General features: G+C 40.1%; 19 protein-coding genes. 17 read left to right on the forward strand and 2 right to left on the reverse strand.

Annotated elements, in window-relative coordinates; translation table 11 throughout:
• Positions 1-18 precede the first annotated feature (18 nt).
• From MTP24_RS04265 to fliD, 16 genes are all read left to right on the forward strand, one after another.
• On the forward strand, positions 19-849 hold the full coding sequence (locus MTP24_RS04265; protein WP_006792697.1) for a protein-glutamate O-methyltransferase CheR: 831 nt from the start codon (positions 19-21) through the stop codon (positions 847-849).
• A gap of 141 nt (positions 850-990) precedes the next feature.
• On the forward strand, positions 991-1,398 hold the full coding sequence (flgB, locus tag MTP24_RS04270; RefSeq protein WP_006792698.1) for a flagellar basal body rod protein FlgB: 408 nt from the start codon (positions 991-993) through the stop codon (positions 1,396-1,398).
• A gap of 5 nt (positions 1,399-1,403) precedes the next feature.
• Entirely contained in the window at positions 1,404-1,835 is a 432-nt protein-coding gene (flgC, locus tag MTP24_RS04275; protein WP_006792699.1) for a flagellar basal body rod protein FlgC, read from the forward strand.
• 13 nt (positions 1,836-1,848) lie between these two features.
• Positions 1,849-2,529, forward strand: coding sequence for a flagellar hook assembly protein FlgD (locus tag MTP24_RS04280; protein WP_006792700.1), 681 nt, complete (start codon positions 1,849-1,851; stop codon positions 2,527-2,529).
• Positions 2,530-2,588: 59 nt separating this feature from the next.
• Positions 2,589-3,950, forward strand: a complete 1,362-nt coding sequence (flgE, locus tag MTP24_RS04285) for a flagellar hook protein FlgE (protein WP_243532937.1) — start codon at positions 2,589-2,591, stop codon at positions 3,948-3,950.
• Between the two features lie 156 nt (positions 3,951-4,106).
• Positions 4,107-4,850 (forward strand): flagellar basal body rod protein FlgF, encoded by a 744-nt coding sequence (locus tag MTP24_RS04290; RefSeq protein ID WP_006792702.1) that lies wholly within the window; start codon positions 4,107-4,109, stop codon positions 4,848-4,850.
• 20 nt (positions 4,851-4,870) lie between these two features.
• Positions 4,871-5,659, forward strand: a complete 789-nt coding sequence (gene flgG, locus MTP24_RS04295; RefSeq protein ID WP_006792703.1) for a flagellar basal-body rod protein FlgG — start codon at positions 4,871-4,873, stop codon at positions 5,657-5,659.
• Positions 5,660-5,674: 15 nt separating this feature from the next.
• Entirely contained in the window at positions 5,675-6,358 is a 684-nt protein-coding gene (gene flgH, locus MTP24_RS04300; protein WP_006792704.1) for a flagellar basal body L-ring protein FlgH, read from the forward strand.
• A gap of 12 nt (positions 6,359-6,370) precedes the next feature.
• A complete protein-coding gene (locus MTP24_RS04305) occupies positions 6,371-7,465 on the forward strand; it encodes a flagellar basal body P-ring protein FlgI (protein WP_243532939.1) in 1,095 nt (364 codons plus the stop codon).
• A 122-nt stretch (positions 7,466-7,587) separates the two neighbouring features.
• On the forward strand, positions 7,588-8,583 hold the full coding sequence (gene flgJ, locus MTP24_RS04310; protein WP_243532941.1) for a flagellar assembly peptidoglycan hydrolase FlgJ: 996 nt from the start codon (positions 7,588-7,590) through the stop codon (positions 8,581-8,583).
• Positions 8,584-10,587, forward strand: a complete 2,004-nt coding sequence (gene flgK / locus MTP24_RS04315; RefSeq protein ID WP_243532943.1) for a flagellar hook-associated protein FlgK — start codon at positions 8,584-8,586, stop codon at positions 10,585-10,587.
• Positions 10,588-10,589: 2 nt separating this feature from the next.
• Positions 10,590-11,858 carry a flagellar hook-associated protein FlgL gene (flgL, locus tag MTP24_RS04320; RefSeq protein ID WP_243532946.1) on the forward strand — a complete coding sequence of 423 codons (1,269 nt, stop codon included), beginning with the start codon at positions 10,590-10,592 and terminating at the stop codon, positions 11,856-11,858.
• 275 nt (positions 11,859-12,133) lie between these two features.
• Positions 12,134-13,597 carry a flagellin gene (locus tag MTP24_RS04325; RefSeq protein WP_243532948.1) on the forward strand — a complete coding sequence of 488 codons (1,464 nt, stop codon included), beginning with the start codon at positions 12,134-12,136 and terminating at the stop codon, positions 13,595-13,597.
• Positions 13,598-13,884: 287 nt separating this feature from the next.
• Positions 13,885-15,354, forward strand: a complete 1,470-nt coding sequence (locus MTP24_RS18950; protein WP_279388990.1) for a flagellin — start codon at positions 13,885-13,887, stop codon at positions 15,352-15,354.
• Between the two features lie 148 nt (positions 15,355-15,502).
• Complete coding sequence (locus tag MTP24_RS04345; RefSeq protein ID WP_243532950.1) at positions 15,503-15,928, forward strand: flagellar protein FlaG; 426 nt, start codon at positions 15,503-15,505, stop codon at positions 15,926-15,928.
• Between the two features lie 49 nt (positions 15,929-15,977).
• Positions 15,978-17,387, forward strand: coding sequence for a flagellar filament capping protein FliD (fliD, locus tag MTP24_RS04350; protein ID WP_243532953.1), 1,410 nt, complete (start codon positions 15,978-15,980; stop codon positions 17,385-17,387).
• 92 nt (positions 17,388-17,479) lie between these two features.
• On the opposite strand, the gene MTP24_RS04355 is transcribed toward fliD, so the two are convergent.
• Both MTP24_RS04355 and fliS read right to left on the reverse strand, forming a co-directional pair.
• Positions 17,480-17,794 carry a hypothetical protein gene (locus MTP24_RS04355; RefSeq protein ID WP_182737099.1) on the reverse strand — a complete coding sequence of 105 codons (315 nt, stop codon included), beginning with the start codon at positions 17,792-17,794 and terminating at the stop codon, positions 17,480-17,482.
• Between the two features lie 8 nt (positions 17,795-17,802).
• The gene (fliS, locus tag MTP24_RS04360) at positions 17,803-18,204 is read right to left on the reverse strand and encodes a flagellar export chaperone FliS (protein ID WP_243532955.1); all 402 of its coding nucleotides are present in this window, start codon (positions 18,202-18,204) and stop codon (positions 17,803-17,805) included.
• Positions 18,205-18,562: 358 nt separating this feature from the next.
• On the opposite strand from fliS, the gene MTP24_RS04365 reads away from it, so the two are divergent.
• Positions 18,563-19,999, forward strand: coding sequence for a sigma-54-dependent Fis family transcriptional regulator (locus MTP24_RS04365; protein WP_243532957.1), 1,437 nt, complete (start codon positions 18,563-18,565; stop codon positions 19,997-19,999).
• Positions 20,000-20,153 lie beyond the last annotated feature (154 nt).

A 20,153-nucleotide genomic window follows, 5' to 3' on the forward strand; every position in this document is an offset into this window, starting at 1 on the left:
AAAACAGGTGCTACTAATTTGAATAATAAAGACTTGCAGCAAAATGAATACGATCAGTTCCGTTCGTTTTTAGAACAGCAATGCGGTATTGTTCTTGGTGAAAACAAGCAATACTTGGTAAAAAGTAGACTTGCGCCCCTTATGGCTCGTTTTGATGTAGGGTCGTTATCTGAACTTGTTAGCAAAACACTGGGGCCGCATGAGAGGCAATTGCGCGCGGCTGTTGTTGATGCGATGACTACAAACGAGACCTTGTGGTTCAGAGACCAATACCCCTTTGAGCTACTTCAAAACAGGTTGTTTCCTGAGTTTAAAGATTTGAGGCGGCCTGTAAAAATTTGGTCTGCAGCTAGTTCGTCTGGTCAAGAGCCTTATTCTATTGCTATGTCGGTTGCTGAGTTTCAATCTAAGCAGCCTAACGTTTTAAAAATGGGTGCTCAGATCATTGGTACTGATATTTCTAACACTATGCTAGACATGTGTAAAAATGGCGAGTATGACGCGTTAGCCTTGGCGCGCGGGTTGTCTGCAGAACGTCGAAAAAAGTTTTTTACAGACAGCGGCAATGGTATGGCAAAAGTTAACGACACTTTGAAAAGACAAGTGAGCTTTAGGCATTTAAATTTACTAGATTCGTATGCATTAATGGGTAAATTCGATATTATTTTTTGCCGCAATGTACTTATTTACTTCTCTCCAGAGGTAAAAGCAAAAATTATTAAACAATTTGCACAAGCGCTTAATCCTAAAGGTTATTTATTTTTAGGGGCTTCGGAGTCAATGGCCGGGTTGAGTGACGAATTTGATATGGTTAGATGCAATCCTGGCATTATTTACCAAAAGAAATAAACCTTTTTTCTTTCCTTCAAAACGACACATCATGTGTCGTTTTTCATTTTAAATCATTCGATTACAAAAAATATAATCACTCAATTATAAATGGCTTATTTATTGCTTTATTCAAGTTAAGTCAATTTTTTGGAGATGGTTATGGCTATCAGTTTTGATAAAGCTTTAGGTGTGCATCAGCATACTATGTTGATCCGTTCACAACGAGCAGAAGTGCTAGCAAGTAATATTGCTAATGCTGATACGCCGGGCTACAAAGCAAAAGATATTAACTTTGCCTCAGCATTAAAAGCGGCAAAATCACACCAGCAAAGCGGCAATACAATGGTAACTACTAATGAAAAACACATTGGTGGTGGTACCCGTAGTGTGGGTGGTGATGAATTATTTCGTACGCCAAATCAAACAGATACAGGTGATGGTAACTCAGTGGATGTACAGGTGGAACGGAACTTGTATACACAGAATGCTATGGAGTATCAGGCCAGCTTACAATTTTTAAGCGGCAAATTTAAAGGCCTGAATAAAGCCCTCGGTAGTCAAGGATAATAATTATGAGTTTATATAACGTTTTTGATATTGCTGGTTCTGGTATGAGCGCACAGAATGTTCGTTTAAATACCACTGCGAGTAATATTTCGAATGCTAATACAATTAGCTCTTCTCAAGACAAAACGTACCGAGCGCGACAACCTGTATTTGCTGCAGAGCTTACCAAAGCTTCTGAGTCGGTAAGTAATAATCAGGGCTCTTCTGTTGGTGTTAAAGTGCTGGGCATTGTTGAAAGCAGTGCACCACTGCAGATTGAATACAACCCTAATCACCCGAGTGCGGATGAAAATGGTTATATCTACAAACCCAACGTTAATGTTGTAGAGGAGATGGCGAATATGATTTCTGCCTCTCGCTCTTATGAAACAAACGTGCAAGTTGCTGATGCAGCTAAGCAAATGTTAAGTAAAACTCTGCTGCTAGGTCAGCGTTAACCGAGGGTAGGTTATGAGTAACGATATTAGTACATCTTCATCCTATTTAGATTCTTTGCGTTGGCAGGATACAACACCAACGACAACCGAAGAGCAAAGCGATGCGTTAACTCAAGAAGATTTCTTCTCGTTGTTAACTCAGCAATTATCGTTTCAGGATCCGAGTAAACCTGCTGATAACGATCAAATGATTGCACAAATGACCAATTTTACGATGGCTGAAGGTATCTCAAATCTCAATAGTAATTTTGAGTCGCTAGCAGCTTCGATGACATCTAACTCTGCTTTGCAGGCATCAACATTGGTTGGTAAGCAAGCATTACTTGAGTCGGATTCCTTAGATTTAAATGCAACGGGTGAAGCGAAAGGTTCAGTCGTTGCAGAAAGCCCAGTAGATAGCTTAACGCTTCGTATTACTGATGAGTCAGGTCAATTAGTTCGCAGTATTGATTTAGGGTCACAGTCTGCTGGTGCAATACGCTTTGCTTGGGATGGTAAAAACGAAGCCGGTGAGCGGTTGCCTGAGGGTGAATACAATATAGTGGCTGAAGGCAGTACAAATGGTGAGTTTTCAAGCTTACCCATTGCTACGTTCAAGAATATTGAAAGTGTAAATATAAACGGTGCTAACGGCATCATTATTAACACTAAAGAAGGTGCGGTTAGGCTGACTGATGTCGCAGAGATCGCGTAATAGAGTTTGATAATATTTCGCCTGTTTGCAGGCTGTATTTAATAGGTTAGAGGTCAATTATGAGCTTCAATATTGCATTAACAGGCATAGCTGCCGCACAAAAAGATTTAGACGTTACCGCAAATAATATTGCGAACGTTAATACAACTGGCTTTAAAGAGTCTCGCGCTGAGTTTGCAGATGTATATGCTTCTTCAGTGTTTAGTTCAGGTAGAACTAAAAATGGTGACGGTGTTCAAACCACTATGGTTGCTCAGCAATTTCACCAAGGTTCGCTGCAATTTACTAATAACTCACTTGATTTAGCGATTACAGGCGAGGGTTATTTTGCAATGAGCCAAGACTTGGGCGCGCAAGACTTTACCTTTACAAGAGCTGGGGCTTTTAAATTAGATAAAGATAACTTTATCGTAGATGCCAAAGGTAACTTCTTACAAGGTTTCCCTGTTGATGAAGCTACCGGAGATACTACCTCAGTCAGTTTGAGTACTTCGTCGGCACTTCAAATCCCTGATTCATCTGGGTCACCTCGTGCAACGGCAACGGTATACAGTTCATTTAACTTAGATTCACGTGCAGATGCGCCTTCGCTGCCATTTGATCCAACAGAAAGTGCTTCGTATAATTCATCAACTTCAACCACTGTTTACGATTCACTAGGTGAAGCACATGTTTTACAATACTTTTTTGTAAAAAATGATCCGACGACAAACCCTAATGAGTGGGATATACATGCAACACTTGATGGTTTAGTTGTTGATCCAGCAACGGGGGCTGAGCAAACGACTGCGCCATACACACCTTTAACTACTATAGGTTTTAGCTCAAGTGGTTTACCTGAAACAACAAACGGAGTTGCGAATACAAATCCAGGTACTTTCGACGAGTTAGTTTTACCTGCAACAGCAACAACAGGGTTGTCTTCATTGCTGACTAACGGTGCGTCATTTCCTGATACGGGCGTGGAGCTTAATTGGCGAGATGAGGCTGCAACTACAAATAAGCAGCCAACCCAGTACGCAAGTCGATTTGAAGTTAAAGCACTCGACCAAGATGGTGCTACAGTTGGCCGCTTGGCGGGTATTGATATTGGTACTGACGGAAAAATAGTAGCTTCATACAGTAATGGCGACACATCTTTCCTAGGTCAGGTAGCGATGGTTCGTTTTTCTAATTCACAGGGCTTATCTCAAGTTGGTGATACCTCGTGGAAAAAAAGCTTAACGTCAGGTGAGCCAATTGCGGGTGAACCTGGTTCAGGTACTTTAGGTTCAATAAATTCATCAGCACTAGAGCAATCAAATGTGAATTTAACTAACGAGCTGGTTGACCTAATTAGTGCCCAGCGTAACTTCCAGGCTAACTCTCGTGCGCTTGAGGTTAACTCAACACTACAACAGGCAATCTTACAGATTCGTTAATTTAATACTTAACATAATTTTAAGGGCTGCTTTTTAAAGTGGCCCTTTTTATTTTCACTTCATTTAGTTTGTTTTATAACCATTTTACATCATTTCCTATTGTGGCATCTATTTTGCATTTCTTGTGTATAGAGATTTTTAATATGAGTCGATGCTATGGACAAAATGGTCTACATTGCGGCCTCAGGCGCTAAACAAAGCCTACAGGGGCTGGCCCTTAAAGCCAATAATTTGGCGAATGCGAATACTACTGGATTTAAGTCAGACTTTGCACAAGCTCGCTCTATGCAGGCTTTTGGTGAAGGGTTGCCATCACGTGTGTTTTCCATGCAAGAGCGCCCAGGTTCTAATATGACCTCTGGTGGCATAGTTGAAACAGGTAGAGACCTCGACATTGCAATGAGTGATAACGCATGGTTAAGCGTCCAAGATGCCTCAGGCAATGAAGCTTACACCAAAGTGGGTACATTAAATATTACCGCTGAAGGTATGTTAATGACCAGCCATGGTCGTCAAGTAATTGGCGAAGGCGGGCCTGTCATTTTACCAGTACCGATTGAAAAAATTGAATTTAGTGAAGACGGTGCAATTCAAGTTCGCCCGCAGGGGGCGCCTGCTACGTTTTTAGAAGAAGTTGACCGCTTAAAGGTGGTTGAAGCTAATAGCTTTCAACTAGAAAAAGGGAATGATGGTTTATTTAGGCCTAAGGCAGGAGAGGTTGTTGATACCTCTGCCAATGTCAAAGTATTAAGCGGAACCTTAGAAATGTCTAATGTGAACCCAGTTCACGAAATGGTCGATATGATCAGCCATCAACGTCAATTTGAGTTACAAGTAAAACTGATGAAAACAGCTGAAGATCTGGATAGATCACAAGATCAGCTGATGCGCATAGTTTAACTTTAAATGAGGACACGATTATGAATCCAGCATTGTGGATCAGTAAAACGGGGCTAGACGCTCAGCAAACCGATATTTCGGTTATATCAAACAATTTAGCGAATGCCAGTACGGTAGGTTATAAAAAAAGCCGCGCTATTTTTGAAGATTTACTTTATCAAAATATTAACCAGCCAGGTGGGCGCTCGTCGCAAGACACTGAAATGCCCTCTGGTTTAATGCTAGGTGCCGGTGCAAAAGTAGTGGCTAACCAAAAGAATTTTTCTCAGGGTAATATGCTAACCACTGAGAATTCATTGGATTGGATGATCTCAGGGCCTGGCTTTTTTGAAGTATTACAACCCGATGGCAATATTGCTTATTCGCGTAATGGGCAGTTTACTACCGATGGCGATGGTCGAATTGTCACGTCTGGTTCTGGTTATGTAGTGCAACCAGAAATGAATGTTCCCGATGATGCGCAATCAATTACTATTTCACAAGATGGTGAGGTATCTGTTCGTATTTCAGGTCAAGCCGACAATGTTGTTATTGGCCAGCTTACAATTAGCGATTTTATTAATCCATCGGGCCTTGAGCCTGTAGGGCAAAATCTTTATACCGAAACGGCAGTAAGTGGCGCGCCTGTGCAAGGTAACCCGGGTGTAGAAGGCTTAGGCACAATTATTCAGGGCTCACTTGAAACATCAAACGTAAATGTAACTGAAGAGCTGGTTAACCTAATTGAAACGCAGCGTATTTACGAAATGAACTCTAAAGTCATCTCGGCTGTTGACGAGATGATGAGTTACATCAATCAGCAATTATAAGGTGTAGGGGGAATTATGCGTCATTATATGTTATTTGCGGTAGGTACATTATTTTTAAGTGGCTGTGTTTCAACACAAAACAGTGATGTTGTTCAAGATGACCCCTATTATGCGCCAATGTATCCTGAACCAAGTATGGAACCCGTAGTTGCAACAGGTTCGTTATTTAATACTAATGTGTCAAACGACTTATACGCAGACAGAAAAGCACTGCGTACTGGCGACATTATTACTGTAAATTTACAAGAATCTACTCAAGCAACTAAAGCAGCTAAAACAGAAACCGATAAGCAATCTGATGCAAGCCTAGACCCTGTCATAGGGCTCGGAGGCCTTCCGGTCAATATAGGCGGCGACAGTATTCAGTTTGGCATTGGTAGTGACGCCTCTTTTACGGGGGATTCTAAATCAAATCAATCAAACAGCTTGTTTGGCAATATTTCGGTCAATGTTATGCGTGTTTTACCTAACGGTAACTTAGTGATTCGCGGTGAAAAGTGGTTAACGTTAAACACTGGTGAGGAATTTATTCGTTTGGAAGGTTTAGTACGCCCGCAAGATGTGAGTTCTGATAATACAGTTGAGTCAAACCGAATAGCCAATGCGCGTATTCAGTACTCTGGCAAAGGGCAAACACAAGAAGCGCAAAGTGCAGGTTGGTTAACACGCTTTTTCAGCAGCTCGATTTTTCCTTTTTAGAGGGCATTCATTATGAATGTATTAAAGTTAATTTGTTTAATCACGCTAATAGGTTGCCAATTTTCGGCACATGCTGAGCGTATTAAAGATATTTCTATGGTCGAAGGGGTTAGATCGAACCAGTTGGTAGGTTATGGCTTAGTAGTGGGTTTACCCGGCACGGGTGAGCAGAGCCGCTTCACTCAGCAAAGTTTTAAAGGCATGTTAAGCAATTTTGGTATTTCGCTACCTGCAAATTTAAGCCCTAAAATTAAAAACGTTGCTGCCGTTGCTGTACATGCTGAATTACCCGCATTTAGAAAGCCAGGACAAACAATTGATATAACCGTTTCATCTATTGGTAGTGCGGGTAGCTTGCGCGGTGGCACGTTATTACAAACGTTTTTAAAAGGGGCTGATGGCAATGTATATGCCGTAGCTCAAGGTAGCTTGATAGTGGGGGGCTTAGGTGCCCAAGGCGCTGACGGCAGTCGGGTTGTTATTAATACCCCAACAGTTGGCCGTATTCCAAATGGCGCAACAGTAGAGCGTGAAGTTAAAAATCCGTTTATGCAAGGCGATTTTATTACGTTTAACTTAAACCGCCCTGATTTTACAACGGCAAAGCGCCTTGAAAAAACAATTAACGATTTAGTCGGGCCTAACAGTGCAAAAGCAATTGATTCTGTGTCTGTTCGTGTGATTGCCCCTAGAGATGCTTCTCAACGTGTGTCTTATTTATCAACGCTTGAAAATCTTGAATTTAAACCTGCAGATATGTCTGCAAAAATTATCGTTAACTCGCGTACGGGCACCATTGTGATTGGTAAAAATGTCAAGTTACAGCCTGCAGCAATAACACATGGCGGGTTAACCGTCACCATTTCAGAGCAACAAAATGTGGCTCAACCTAATGCATTAGCTGAGGGCGAAACCGTTGTAACGCAGCAATCAATTATAGATGTAAATGAAGACGATTCGCGTGCATTTGTGTTTAACCCGGGTGTTAGTTTAGACGATTTAGTTCGTGCTATAAACGAGGTAGGCGCAGCGCCTGGCGATTTAATGGCTATTTTAGAGGCCCTTAAAGAAGCCGGAGCAATAAACGGTCAACTTGTTGTTATTTAATATTTATTAAGCTTTAGCAAAGCCTTTGCTAAAGCTTCCCTTTCACTCCCTCATTCACATTTTCAATCTGGCTTAATTTTTGCATTTTAATTTGTATTATTCATTATTGTGTCAAAAAGCTGATGGAAACTAATCATCTAGACAAACAAAACTTTTTTGATTTAGGCAATTTAGATTCACTTCGTAAAGAAGCCTTAAGCGGTGGTGATGCATCAACCGATGCATCTAAAGCCGCTCTTAAAAAAGCAGCTGCGCAATTTGAAGCTATTTTTACCCAAATGCTACTTAAAAGTATGCGTAAAGCTAACGAAGCGTTTGAAGATAAAGAAAGCCCACTTAACTCAAGTAGCGTTAAGTTTTTTGAAGACATGCATGATCAACAGTTATCTACAGAGCTTTCATCAAATGGGTCTTTAGGCCTTGCTGATTTAATTGTTCAGCAGTTATCGCCAGACGGCAAAACTTTTATGCCGGGTTCTGTTTTGAGAACCACCAATGACTTTTTAAGTGATATGCGTGCGGGCTCTTCGCTTCCACATACCCAAAATAAAGAAAAAGCTGCTGTAAATGTTCAAAACGATAAAACCGATTCTAAAGTGGCTGCAGCTCCTTCAGCGCCATTCGAAAGTACTGAAGAGTTTGTAACTACAGTATGGGAACACGCTAAAACCGCAGCACAAAAAATTGGCTTAAACCCTGCTGTTATGGTTGCACAAGCCGCACTTGAAACCGGTTGGGGTAAGCACATTATTAATAAAAGCGACGGTAACAGTTCAAATAACTTATTCAATATCAAATCAGATAAAAGCTGGGGTGGCGAAAAAGCGAGTAAAGTTACCCTAGAGTTTGAACAAGGAACGCCTGTTAAAAAACAAGCAAGCTTTAGAGCTTATGACTCAATAAAAGAGAGCGTAAACGACTTTGTTAATTTTTTAACCCAAAACCCACGCTACCAAGAAGCATTACAAAATACAGCTAAGCCAGGCGAGTTTTTAGATTCATTACAAAAAGCCGGCTACGCAACGGATCCTAATTACGCTAGTAAAATAAAAAAAGTGCTTAACAGTGCTCAATTAAAAGATGTTGCAGCCAGTGTTATTCGCCAAGGAGTAAAGTAAATGTCGTTTAACTTATTAAACATTGCCAGTTCTGGGGTTAGAGCAAATTCGGAACTACTGCAAACGACAAGTAAAAATATAGCGAATGTAAATACCGAAGGCTATGTGCGAGAGCGCACAGAGCATACAACTATGGTCGATAACCAGGTAGGGAAAGGAGAAACCTATCGCTTGTTAAACCAGTTTGCCCAAGAGCAACTTAACAGAGATACCTCTAATAAAACGTTTTTTGATCAATTTGTTACAGAGTCAAACCGCGTTGATAGTTTGTTTTCAGAAGATTCTAATAGTTTATCTACTAGTATAAATTCATTGTTTAATAATGTTCAGGAGTCGTTAAATCAGCCTTCGTCTACCGTTGCTCGCTCGCTGGTAATGACGGATGCTGAAAACTTAGTGAATCAAATGGACAGACTCTCAGGCATTGTTTTCGATCAGAAAAATATTGTAAATGAACAGCTAGACGTATTTACAGAAGAGGCAAATGGCTTAATTCAAAAAATTGGTACATTAAATCAAGATATTGCTGCTGTTAACGGCACTAATAACCAAGCGGATGCAAGTTCTACTTATAATGAACGCGATAAGGCAATCCGTGATTTATCAGAACTTATTGATATAGAAACACTGGATGGCCCAAATGGTGAAAAACTTGTATTTATGGGCACCGGTGAAGCGGTTGTAATGCAAAATGGCTCGTTTAATTTGTTTTCTATGCGTGGCGATCCTGATCCAAACTTTAAAGAACTTAGTTTAGATGTAAATGGGGGCAAGGCAGTGCCGCTTGAAGTTGATGTATCTAAATTAAAGGGAAAAATTGGTGGATTACTGGCATTTAGAGACGATGTGCTAGTCCCTGCTCAAAATCAAATTGGCCAAATGGGCTTAGCAATAGCCGATTCTTTTAATGAACAAAACAAGCTGGGTATGGACGCTAGCGGAGAGCTCGGGGGCAATATTTTTAATATTCCTACGGTTGGTGGCTATGCTTATACCGCTAATACGGGTAGTTCAAGTATGACTGCAACCCTTGAAGCTGGTAAGGGCAGTGAATTGCCTGCAAGTGACTTTATAATTACTTATACCAGTGCTTCAACGGTCGAAATTCAGCCAGTAGATAATAAAGGTGAGCCGCTAGGCACAGCATCGACAGCAAATATAACCGCTGGCGTCATTGATTCATCAACAATTACTAGTGGCGAATCGTTTGGTTTAGAAATTAATGTTGCTGGCGCTGCTAATGCAGGTGATCAGTTTCAAATAAAGCTTAACTCTGAGTCGGCGGCAAATATGTCTTTAGCAACCACTCGTGGTGAAGATTTAGCGCTTGCAGCACCTATAAGAACAGCAAACGACATTAACAACATAGGAAATGCCACGATTACGGTTGGTGAGGTAAATGATGTTACTACTGGTAGCTTTACAACGTCACCGGCAGGTCTTACAAATGGCCCTATTAGTGTTGTTAAAACCGCTAATCTAAATGAATACACAATAAGTGATGGTGTAAATACCAGTACTTTTACAGCAACTTTGCCAGCAAAAGACATGTTACAACAGGCAGGTAATGGCTTTGAACTATATGGTTTTGACTTTGATATTGAAGGCAGCCCTGAAACTGGCGATACATTCACACTTGAGTTTAACCAAGGTGGCTTTGATGATAACCGTAATGGTCAAAAGTTAGCGGGGTTACAGCAAGGTGAATTAGTGCGTCAAAATGTTGTTAGCGGTGCAAATTCAGACAACCACAAAACATTTAACCAAGCTTATGCAGGATTAGTAAGCGATATAGGCGTGGTAACTAACCAAGCAAAAACGAATGGGGAAGCATTTGAAGCGCTTGCTCAGCAATCTGAAGCCTGGTATGAATCGCTTTCTGGCGTAAACCTTGATGAAGAGGCTGCTAATTTATTACGTTTTCAACAGTCTTATGCGGCTTCTGCACAGGTACTTGCAACTGCTCGTACTGTTTTTGACACTATATTAAGTGCTGCGAGGTAATTATGCGCTTATCAAACAATTTGATGTACCAAAGTAACATTAATAAAATACTCGACAATCAGCAAAGAGTTGCTAATGCACAAGAGCAAGTAACAACGGGTAAAAAATACTTAACTACTTCAGAAGCACCTGCCGCTATTTCGCAAGGGATGCTTTACTCAAATAAAATACAGGCAAATGAGCAGCATGCTAAAAATATTGACCAACTAAATGGCCGACTAGAAACAGAAGAAACAATTTTACAAAGTATAAATACCAATATTCAGCAAGCGCAAGAACTGGCTATACAAGCGGGCAATGGTGCTTATACTCAAGATGATTTAGAGTCTATCGCTGCTGAGCTGAGTGAAATACAAAAAACACTCGTCAATTTAATGAATACTCGCTCAGAAGATGGCAGATTTATTTTTTCAGGCTACCAAGACAGCACCCAACCTTACCAATTTGACTCTACAACAGGTGAGTACACCTATAATGGGGATCAAGGCCAGCATGTAATAACCATTGCTGAAGGCGTAAGTATTAAATCTAGCGATAACGGTTTTGATACGTTTGAAAAAACCGACGCACGACTTAATGTTACTGATAATCAAGCTGCGATCCCGGTAACTACGCCTGCAAATAATATTACTGCAGGAACGGTTTATGTTGATGGTCAAACAGAGTTCGACCGTTTCCACCAAGCAAATTACAACGCAGATCCAACCGCAGCGGCAACAGCTAACACCTATAATGTGGTAATAACACCAGGTGCTACAGCGAACGACCCTGATACTTATGAAATTTTACGAGATGGTGTACCGCTTAATCCTGCACAAGTAGGAGAGGTAACGGATGAGCCAATCGATTTTGCCGGTATGAAAATCGAATTTGAAGGCGCAGCACCAGGCCAGCTTGATTTTACGCTTAAAAAACCAGGCAAAGAAAACGTGCTTAACACATTACAATCACTCATTACTGGGTTAAATGATGGCACACTTGAAGGTGATGACTTTCAGCAAGTTTTAGCCGGTGGCTTAGTGCAATTACAAAATGCCAGCGAGCAAGTTGTGTTTACGCAAGCCAGTTTAGGTGGGCGTATGAACGCACTTGAAAGAATAAGTGACTCAAATTTTGCACAAGATATTCAAAACAAAAGCAACCTTTCTGACTTAGTAGAAGTAGACATGGCAGAAGCCATTAGTGAACTCACTAAACAAGAAACGGCACTGCAAGCTTCGCAAGCCACGTTTGGCCGTTTAACTAACCTTTCTTTATTTGATTACTTATAAACAGTTTATAAGCAGAAATACCTTGCCGCTTTAGCTAATATAAAGCGGCAAAAACCTCCCTCAAAATAGCGGCAATAAATTGTCGTCACTCCAGCTAACCAGATAACTTATTATTTACGTTTAATATTTTGATATAAAATACTTTAAAAACATGTGGTTATATTTATTTAAAAGTTGGCACAGTAAATGCTTTTCTAATAATTAGAAATTATCGAATAGTGGTTCCTGTTAAAACGTGTTGAACCACACTCTGTTTAAACCTAGGAGATGGTAAAATGGCATTAACAGTAAATACTAATGTGTCGTCATTAAACGCACAACGTAACTTAACTAAATCTGGCGAAGGCCTAGCAACGTCAATGGAGCGCCTAGCTTCTGGTATGCGTATTAATAGCGCAAAAGATGATGCGGCGGGCTTACAAATATCAAACCGCTTAACCTCACAAATAAATGGTTTAGCTGTAGCGCAGCGAAATGCCAACGACGGTATTTCAATGGCGCAAACTGCTGAGGGTGCTATGCAGGCATCTACTAATATTTTACAAAGAATGCGAGAGCTTTCCTTGCAGTCTGCAAATGGTTCAAACTCAGATAAAGATCGTGATGCTCTTCAAAAAGAAGTTGTTCAACTCAAGTCAGAACTTACAAGAATCGCAGAGACAACCCAATTTGGTGGTCAGCAATTATTAAATGGCGATTTCGGCACGAAATCTTTTCAAGTCGGAGCTAATGCAAACGAAACTATAGGGCTGACACTTAAAAATGTTTCTGCAGATAGTATAGGATCATTTGATAAGGTGTTAGTTGGTACAGCTGGTTTGGGCAGGGCTAGTACGGCAGCTAACGATGGTGCAGCATCTAGTAATGGATTTGCTGGTACCGGTGCTTTAACTGTCAATGGAACTCAATTAGCAGCGAACCCTGCTGCTGGTAGTGAAGCAAGCGCAATTGCAGAAACAATAAACGAGTTATCAGGGACCACAGGTGTTACAGCCGATGCTAGGACACAAGCTGAGATTAAGCTAACAGCTGGCGACTCTGTCAGCTTTACGCTCAACTCTGTTCAAATATCAGCTTCTGTTTCGGGTACCGATGATTTAACTGATTTAGCAACAGCAATTAATGAAGAGACAAGTAATACAGGTGTAACCGCAGAAAGTAAAGATGGCAGATTAATACTGACAGACGAAAGTGGTAAAGATATTGAAATTGCAGACTTTACAGCAGCTACGGCTGACATGACTGTCGCTGGAATAGCCCAAGATGGAACAACGCAGGCCGCTCCAATTTCACTTGACGGTCAAGGGGCTACAGTAGATAGTACAACTATAGCTGGTAGTATTAAGCTTTCATCTGATAATAGCTTTAGTGTTGTTGCTGCCACAGCGGCGGACTTTGGTGCTGGTGGTGTTTCTGATTTAACAAAGGTTTCTGATATTGATATTAAAACCCAAGACGGCTCGCAAAGCGCTTTAGCTGTTATAGATGGTGCGCTTTCACAAATAGATTCGCAACGAGCAAATTTAGGTGCTGTACAAAATCGCTTCAGCCAGACAATTAGTAATTTAGCCAATGTTCAAGAAAATGTGTCTGCATCGCGTAGTCGTATTCAAGACACAGACTTTGCTACCGAAACCGCACAAATGACGAAAAACCAAATCTTGCAACAAGCGGGTACATCCATTTTGTCGCAAGCAAATCAAATACCACAGGCAGCCATAAGCTTGTTAGGCGGCTAATTATTAGTCTAACTAAATCCAGAAAGTACAAACGCACTTCAATTTAAGTGCGTTTTTGTTTTCTAATACTAATTAAAGGAGTAAATCGTGGTGTATTTTTTAATTACTCATTTTAAAACAGGTGGTTAGGATTTATTTTATAAATAAATCTATTTATTTTAAAAATATTCCTAAAGATAATAAGTTTCCTGCCGTTAACTTAATCAGTACGGAGCTGAGCATACATTTGTGGCAGCTCTTGGTTAAATCAAAACAGCAATATTACGAAAGTAATCAGGAGTTTTATCATGGCTATATCAGTAAATACAAATGTATCTTCATTAAACGCTCAACGTAACCTTTCAGCGTCAGGTTCAAATTTAGCTACCTCAATGGAGCGTCTATCATCGGGTATGCGTATTAATAGCGCAAAAGATGATGCAGCAGGCCTGCAAATATCAAACCGTTTAACATCTCAAATTAATGGTTTGGGTGTTGCACAGCGTAACGCTAATGATGGTATTTCAATGGCGCAAACTGCAGAAGGTGCTATGCAAGCTTCTACCGACATCTTACAAAGAATGCGTGAATTAGCACTGCAATCTGCTAATGGCTCTAACTCAGACAAAGACCGCGATGCTTTACAAAAAGAAGTAGTACAGCTAAATACAGAACTAACACGTATTGCAGAAACAACGTCTTTCGGTGGTCAGCAGTTACTAGATGGTTCATTCGGGACTAAGTCTTTCCAAGTTGGTTCTAATGCAAATGAAACAATCGGTGTTACTTTAAAAGATATCTCAGCTAATAGTATAGGCTCTTTCGATAAAGTACTAGCAGGTGCCGCTGGTAGTGCCTTAGGTCTTGGTAGAGCGAGCGCTGCAGCAGATACAAGTGCACTATCAACTAATGGGGTAGCCGGTGGAGCTTTAAGTATCGATGGCACAGCGCTTACTACCGCACCTAGTGGTGGTGATTCAGCGGAAACAATTGCTGCAGGTATTAATGAGCTGTCAGGTACAACAGGCGTTACAGCTGACGCTAGAACGCAAGCTGAAATTAAGTTAACAGCAGGCGACTCAGTAAGTTTTAGCCTTAACTCTGTTCAAATATCAGCTTCTGTTTCGGGCACCGATGATTTAACTGATTTAGCAACAGCTATCAATGAAGAGACAAGTAACACGGGTGTAACCGCAGAGAGTAAAGATGGTCGATTAATACTGACAGACGAAAGCGGTAAAGATATTGAAATTGCAGACTTTACAGCAGCGACTGCGGATATGACCGTAGCAGGTATTGCTCAAGACGGAACGACGCAGGCCGCTCCAATTTCACTTGATGGTCAGTTAGCTGCTGCGGATAGCACAACTGTTGCGGGAAGTATTAAACTTTCATCTGATAGTAACTTTAATGTTGTTGCGGCTACGGCTGCTGATGCTGGTGCTGGTGGTGTAGCAGCACTATCTAAAGTTTCAGATGTAGATATTAAAACTCAAGATGGTTCGCAAAATGCCTTAGCTGTAATTGATGGTGCACTATCGCAAATAGATTCACAACGAGCTAATTTAGGTGCGGTACAAAACCGTTTTAGCCAAACAATTAGTAATTTAGCAAATGTTCAAGAAAATGTATCTGCATCACGTGGTCGTATTCAAGATACTGATTTTGCGGCAGAAACTGCACAAATGACGAAAAACCAAATACTGCAACAGGCTGGAACATCAATCCTAGCGCAAGCAAACCAATTACCACAAGCAGCACTTAGCTTAATAGGTTAAAGGCAATAGCTCAATGGTTAGCTAACTAATACATAAAGTCAGTATTGGTATTTTAAAAAAGGAGGTGGCTTTAGCTACCTCCTTTTGTGGTTTAAGAATATAAACTAAGCTATTGTTGGTTTAATTAAGTGAAAAATAGGAATCTGTTATGAATACAATTACTTCAAACGCAGAGGTTACAACATCACCGGTTCCCATTTCTGGTGATAATAAGCAAGTAGGGCAAGCGGCTCACTCTTTAACTGAGCGAGCGGTAGATGATGTGAAGCAGGCGGACGCACAAAGTCAACAAAAGTTACAGCAAAATCAATACAACAATAACGGTCAAGATGAAAAAGCTCAGCCGTTAGAACGCGAACAGCTCGAACAAATGGCGCAACAATTGCAGGACTTTATGGGTGAAATGAACCGAAGTTTGCAATTTAAAGTTGATGAAGATTCAGGCCGCGATGTCATTAAAGTGCTCGATAAAAACAGTGGTGAAGTAATTAAGCAGTATCCTTCTGAGGAAGTATTAAGTTTAGTATCTAAATTGTCTGAATCTGCAGGTATTTTAATCGACCAAACAGTTTAGTTTAAGTAAAACAACACTAGTTAATTTTTTAAGTATTTAGGGGTGAAATATGTCTATATCGTTTAATGGTTTAGGCTCTGGTTTAGCTGTATCAGATATTGTTGATGCGTTAGTCAATGCTGAGCAAGCACCTGCTGAAGCTCGTTTAAATACTCGAGAAGGTAATTTAACTACAGATATTTCAGCTGTTGGTGCACTCAAGTCAGCGCTTGAAAAAGTACAAACTTCAATGCAAATATTAGGTGATAGCGATAAGTTCCAACAGCGGAGCACATCAGGCAGCGATGATTTTATATCGATAAGTGCTGATGGAGAAGCCCAACCTGGAGGATACTCAGTAAAGGTAAATAACTTAGCTTCGGAACATAAAATTTTATCAAAAGCTTTTGATTCTGAAGCTGCAGTAGGTGAGGGCACTATGACCTTGGCCTCTGGCGATAACAGCTTTGAGATACTTGTGTCTGACACAGCAACTCTTAGCGAAATTCGTGATGCGATAAATGATAGCAACGATAACGACAGTATTAACGCAACTATTATTACTGACGATGATGGACAGCATTTGGTTTTTTCAGCTAAAAATAGTGGTGTTGATAACATCATTAATATTGAAGTTGCTGATATTGACGGAGACAACACCGATTTAAATGGACTTTCGCGATTAGCTTTTGATTTAAATGGTGTTAAGAATATTGATGAAATAATAGAGGCAACAGATGCATCTATTACCATTGATGGTTCACTTACAGTGAGTAGCTCATCTAATGAATTTGCCGGAGTAATTGACGGTATTACAATAACAGCTAAAAAGTCACACGACACAGATGACGATTTGAGTGATATATCGGTTAAAGAGAATAATAATAATATCAAAGCTGGTTTAAATAGCTTTATCGAAAATTATAATGAGCTATTAGAACTAAGCAAGAACCTAGGTGCATCAAGCGAAGATGGCGTTGGGGTTATGGCTGGGGATTCATTACTTCGAGGCGTTATGTCAAAGCTTCGTAGCGAAATAACAAATCCTATTGATTTAGGTGACGGGAACTCGTTATCACTTTCGCAGTTAGGTGTTGAAACAGACCGCTACGGTGTTTTAACACTAAATAGTGAAACATTGGATGACAAAATAGATGCAGATGTTGATTTAGTACAGCAGTTTTTCGTGGGTAATGAAGGCGACGATAATGGTGGGTTTGCAAAGTCCTTTGATGAAAAATTGAGCTTTTATACAGACTCTGACGGCATTATCCAAAACCGAATAGACAGTAAAACGAACCAACTTGATGATTTAGATGATCAGCGCGTGAGCCTTGCTAGTAAAATGGAGTCGTTATCTTCTCGGTTATACGCTCAATATAATGCGATGGATTTATTAGTAGCGAGCCTTAATAACACTAGCAGCTATGTTCAAGCTCAATTAGAGAATATGCCAGGCGTAGTACGAGATAACTCTTAGTAGATAAATATAATATTAATAACTAAATTAAGAAAGCACAAAAAAACCGTTATTTAAAACGGTTTTTTTGTGCTTTCTATTTTAAGTAGATTTTAGCGACTTGCTTTATAAGCTTTAATCGCCTTACCTGATTTTTTATGTTTAATAATAGCTTTTGATGATTCGTTTTTTGCACTATTCGCTTTTACTAAAATAGTATTTATACGAAGCTGAATTAATTCTAATTGTTTTGCGCTTGGGCCGTCGCTGCTTTCGCACCATTGCTTTAGTTTAACATTTAAAGTGTCTAAAAGAGGCTGAGCTTCGTCTGCGTTATCATCATTTACTAACACTTCAATATTACTAAGCAACGTTTGTATGAGCTCAGAGTAGTTAGTTAATGGCTCTGAAAATGTTGGCGAGTCCATAATTGAAATTAAACCGCAGGGCTGCGTTGATCTAGCGGAATGTTATCCCAGCCTTCTTTAATTTCTTTAACAATACTTGATACTTCCACAATTGCTTCAATATCGTTGTTTATGTTCGCTTGCGTTAAACGGCGCTGGCAGTAATCGTAAAGTGCCAATAAATTGTTAGAAATACTAGGGTCTTGTTCTACTTCTAAATTAAGTGCGTCTTGCAGTGCACCAAATAGCAAAATACATGCTGAAATGTTTTCCCCTTTTTTTGCTATTTCTTTGCGCTCAATAAAACCCTTAGTAGCAGCTAAGCGACCGATAATATTACTGAATATAAGGTTTATTTGTTCGTATGGGGCCATTTCGGCAATGCTGCTTGTACGAACTTGACTGTATTTTTTCAATGAGACATGGGCCATGGGAAAATCCTAAAATTTAACTTCAAAATTATGTAAAACTAACATCAAAATAATAGCAATATTAATGCCAAGCGTTTTACATTTGTATAGTTATCGGCATTGTTACTTTTAACTTAAGTAAATAATAGCTTATATATTTTATGTATTGGGTAATTAGTGATTTAAAATTTTTAGTTAGCTTTTATATGGGGGATTATATATTAATACTTAATAGTTAATTCTTAAGTATGATTGAATTAACGAGTGCGTCTGTTTTTTGGCGTTTATGTCAAAAAACTGCCGCTATCACTTGCATCCGTGCTTAACTGGCTTACAATTTAGTTAATTACATTAAAGAGTGAAGCACGGCTCGCTAACTATGATCCTGATTTTAGATAATAATAACAATCGCTCTATTGGGTTAAACGCATCACTTGGTTTTATCGGTGAGGTTACTCATCGTTTAGATGAAGACAACTTTGAACAAGAGTGTGCAAAATATCAGCAGCATGAGTGTATGGTCATTTTAGGGGCTTTACAGTCTCTCGATCACGAAAACTTAATTAAGCGCTACCCAACACTTCCATTTTTATTAATAGGTGAAACGTTAAGACCATTACTTAGCATTGCTAATGTAGTTGGACTTATTTGTGAGCCATTTAATCATGAAGTGACCACACAATTGCTTCATGATTGCCAGCAGTATCATCGTATGTTGCCGGGGGAGCACAAAAATACTCAGTCACATAAATCTTTTGATGGCCTTGTAGGTGAAACACAAGCCGTAAAAGAGGTCCGTTTTTTAATTGAACAAGTAGCAAAAACAGATGCAAACGTTTTAATTTTAGGTGAGTCAGGTACTGGTAAAGAAGTGGTTGCACGTAACGTTCACTTACTTTCTAAACGAAGTACAGGACCATTTGTGCCTGTAAACTGTGGGGCCATACCTGCAGAACTATTAGAAAGTGAACTTTTTGGCCACGAAAAAGGGGCGTTTACAGGGGCTATTTCTGCGCGTAAAGGCCGTTTTGAGTTGGCGCAAGGCGGTACGCTGTTTTTAGATGAAATTGGTGATATGCCGCTACAAATGCAGGTTAAACTTTTACGCGTATTACAAGAGCGAAGCTATGAGCGTGTAGGTGGCACTAAGGCGATTCAAGCCGATGTACGTGTTATTGCTGCAACACACCGCAACCTCGAAGTCATGATTGAAGCAGGCAGCTTTCGTGAAGATTTATATTACCGGTTAAATGTATTCCCTATAGAGAACCCGTCGTTAAGTGAGCGTGCTGATGACATTCCGTTACTACTTAAGGAGTTAATGCGTCGCGTAAACGAGCAAACGGGCACGACAGCTAAATTTACTGAGCGAGCGATCGAAAGCTTAAAAGAGCATGCATGGCCGGGAAATATCCGTGAGCTTGCGAATTTGGTTGAGCGCATGGTTATAATGTTCCCTGAAAAGGTAGTGGACATCCCTGATCTACCCAATAAATATCGTTACATTGAGGTAGATGCTTACGAGCCTGAATATCCTGAAGAACTTATGGAAAAAGATGCTTTTAACGATATATTCAGCACAGGGTTTAGTGATTATGACAATGAGCCAGAGCCTGAATTTAACCAAGCTGGCTCAGGCGTATTACCCGAAGAGGGCATTGAGCTTAAAGAGTATTTAGCAGAGCTTGAAATAAGCTTAATTACCCAAGCTTTAGAGCGTTTTGATTACGTTGTTGCGCGCGCCGCAGAAATATTAGGTGTAAGGCGTACAACACTGGTCGAAAAAATGAAAAAGTATAATCTTTCACGAGATTAGCAGTACGAAAATGGTGAAATACTCTTTGTTATTTTTATTCATTTTTGAGCAATTAATTTACGGGCTTTGCCCGTCGCGCAAGCAAGCTTGGCGTCTACAAGATAAACGCAAACTTAGACTTTGATGCTAGACGCTGAGCTTACTTGCGTGAAAA

This window comes from Pseudoalteromonas sp. APM04 (assembly GCF_022809815.1).
GTDB lineage: Bacteria > Pseudomonadota > Gammaproteobacteria > Enterobacterales > Alteromonadaceae > Pseudoalteromonas > Pseudoalteromonas marina.

Excerpts from the sequence above, each read along its gene's own strand:
- MTP24_RS18950 (WP_279388990.1), top strand. The coding sequence starts at position 13,885 with ATGGCTATATCAGTAAATACAAATGTATCTTCATTAAACGCTCAACGT.
- MTP24_RS04345 (WP_243532950.1), top strand. The coding sequence starts at position 15,503 with ATGAATACAATTACTTCAAACGCAGAGGTTACAACATCACCGGTTCCC.
- flgG (WP_006792703.1), top strand. The coding sequence starts at position 4,871 with ATGAATCCAGCATTGTGGATCAGTAAAACGGGGCTAGACGCTCAGCAA.
- flgK (WP_243532943.1), top strand. The coding sequence starts at position 8,584 with ATGTCGTTTAACTTATTAAACATTGCCAGTTCTGGGGTTAGAGCAAAT.
- flgE (WP_243532937.1), top strand. The coding sequence starts at position 2,589 with ATGAGCTTCAATATTGCATTAACAGGCATAGCTGCCGCACAAAAAGAT.
- flgC (WP_006792699.1), top strand. The coding sequence starts at position 1,404 with ATGAGTTTATATAACGTTTTTGATATTGCTGGTTCTGGTATGAGCGCA.
- MTP24_RS04325 (WP_243532948.1), top strand. The coding sequence starts at position 12,134 with ATGGCATTAACAGTAAATACTAATGTGTCGTCATTAAACGCACAACGT.
- flgJ (WP_243532941.1), top strand. The coding sequence starts at position 7,588 with ATGGAAACTAATCATCTAGACAAACAAAACTTTTTTGATTTAGGCAAT.
- MTP24_RS04280 (WP_006792700.1), top strand. The coding sequence starts at position 1,849 with ATGAGTAACGATATTAGTACATCTTCATCCTATTTAGATTCTTTGCGT.
- flgB (WP_006792698.1), top strand. The coding sequence starts at position 991 with ATGGCTATCAGTTTTGATAAAGCTTTAGGTGTGCATCAGCATACTATG.
- MTP24_RS04365 (WP_243532957.1), top strand. The coding sequence starts at position 18,563 with ATGATCCTGATTTTAGATAATAATAACAATCGCTCTATTGGGTTAAAC.
- fliD (WP_243532953.1), top strand. The coding sequence starts at position 15,978 with ATGTCTATATCGTTTAATGGTTTAGGCTCTGGTTTAGCTGTATCAGAT.
- flgH (WP_006792704.1), top strand. The coding sequence starts at position 5,675 with ATGCGTCATTATATGTTATTTGCGGTAGGTACATTATTTTTAAGTGGC.
- flgL (WP_243532946.1), top strand. The coding sequence starts at position 10,590 with ATGCGCTTATCAAACAATTTGATGTACCAAAGTAACATTAATAAAATA.
- fliS (WP_243532955.1), bottom strand. The coding sequence starts at position 18,204 with ATGGCCCATGTCTCATTGAAAAAATACAGTCAAGTTCGTACAAGCAGC.
- MTP24_RS04290 (WP_006792702.1), top strand. The coding sequence starts at position 4,107 with ATGGACAAAATGGTCTACATTGCGGCCTCAGGCGCTAAACAAAGCCTA.
- MTP24_RS04305 (WP_243532939.1), top strand. The coding sequence starts at position 6,371 with ATGAATGTATTAAAGTTAATTTGTTTAATCACGCTAATAGGTTGCCAA.
- MTP24_RS04355 (WP_182737099.1), bottom strand. The coding sequence starts at position 17,794 with ATGGACTCGCCAACATTTTCAGAGCCATTAACTAACTACTCTGAGCTC.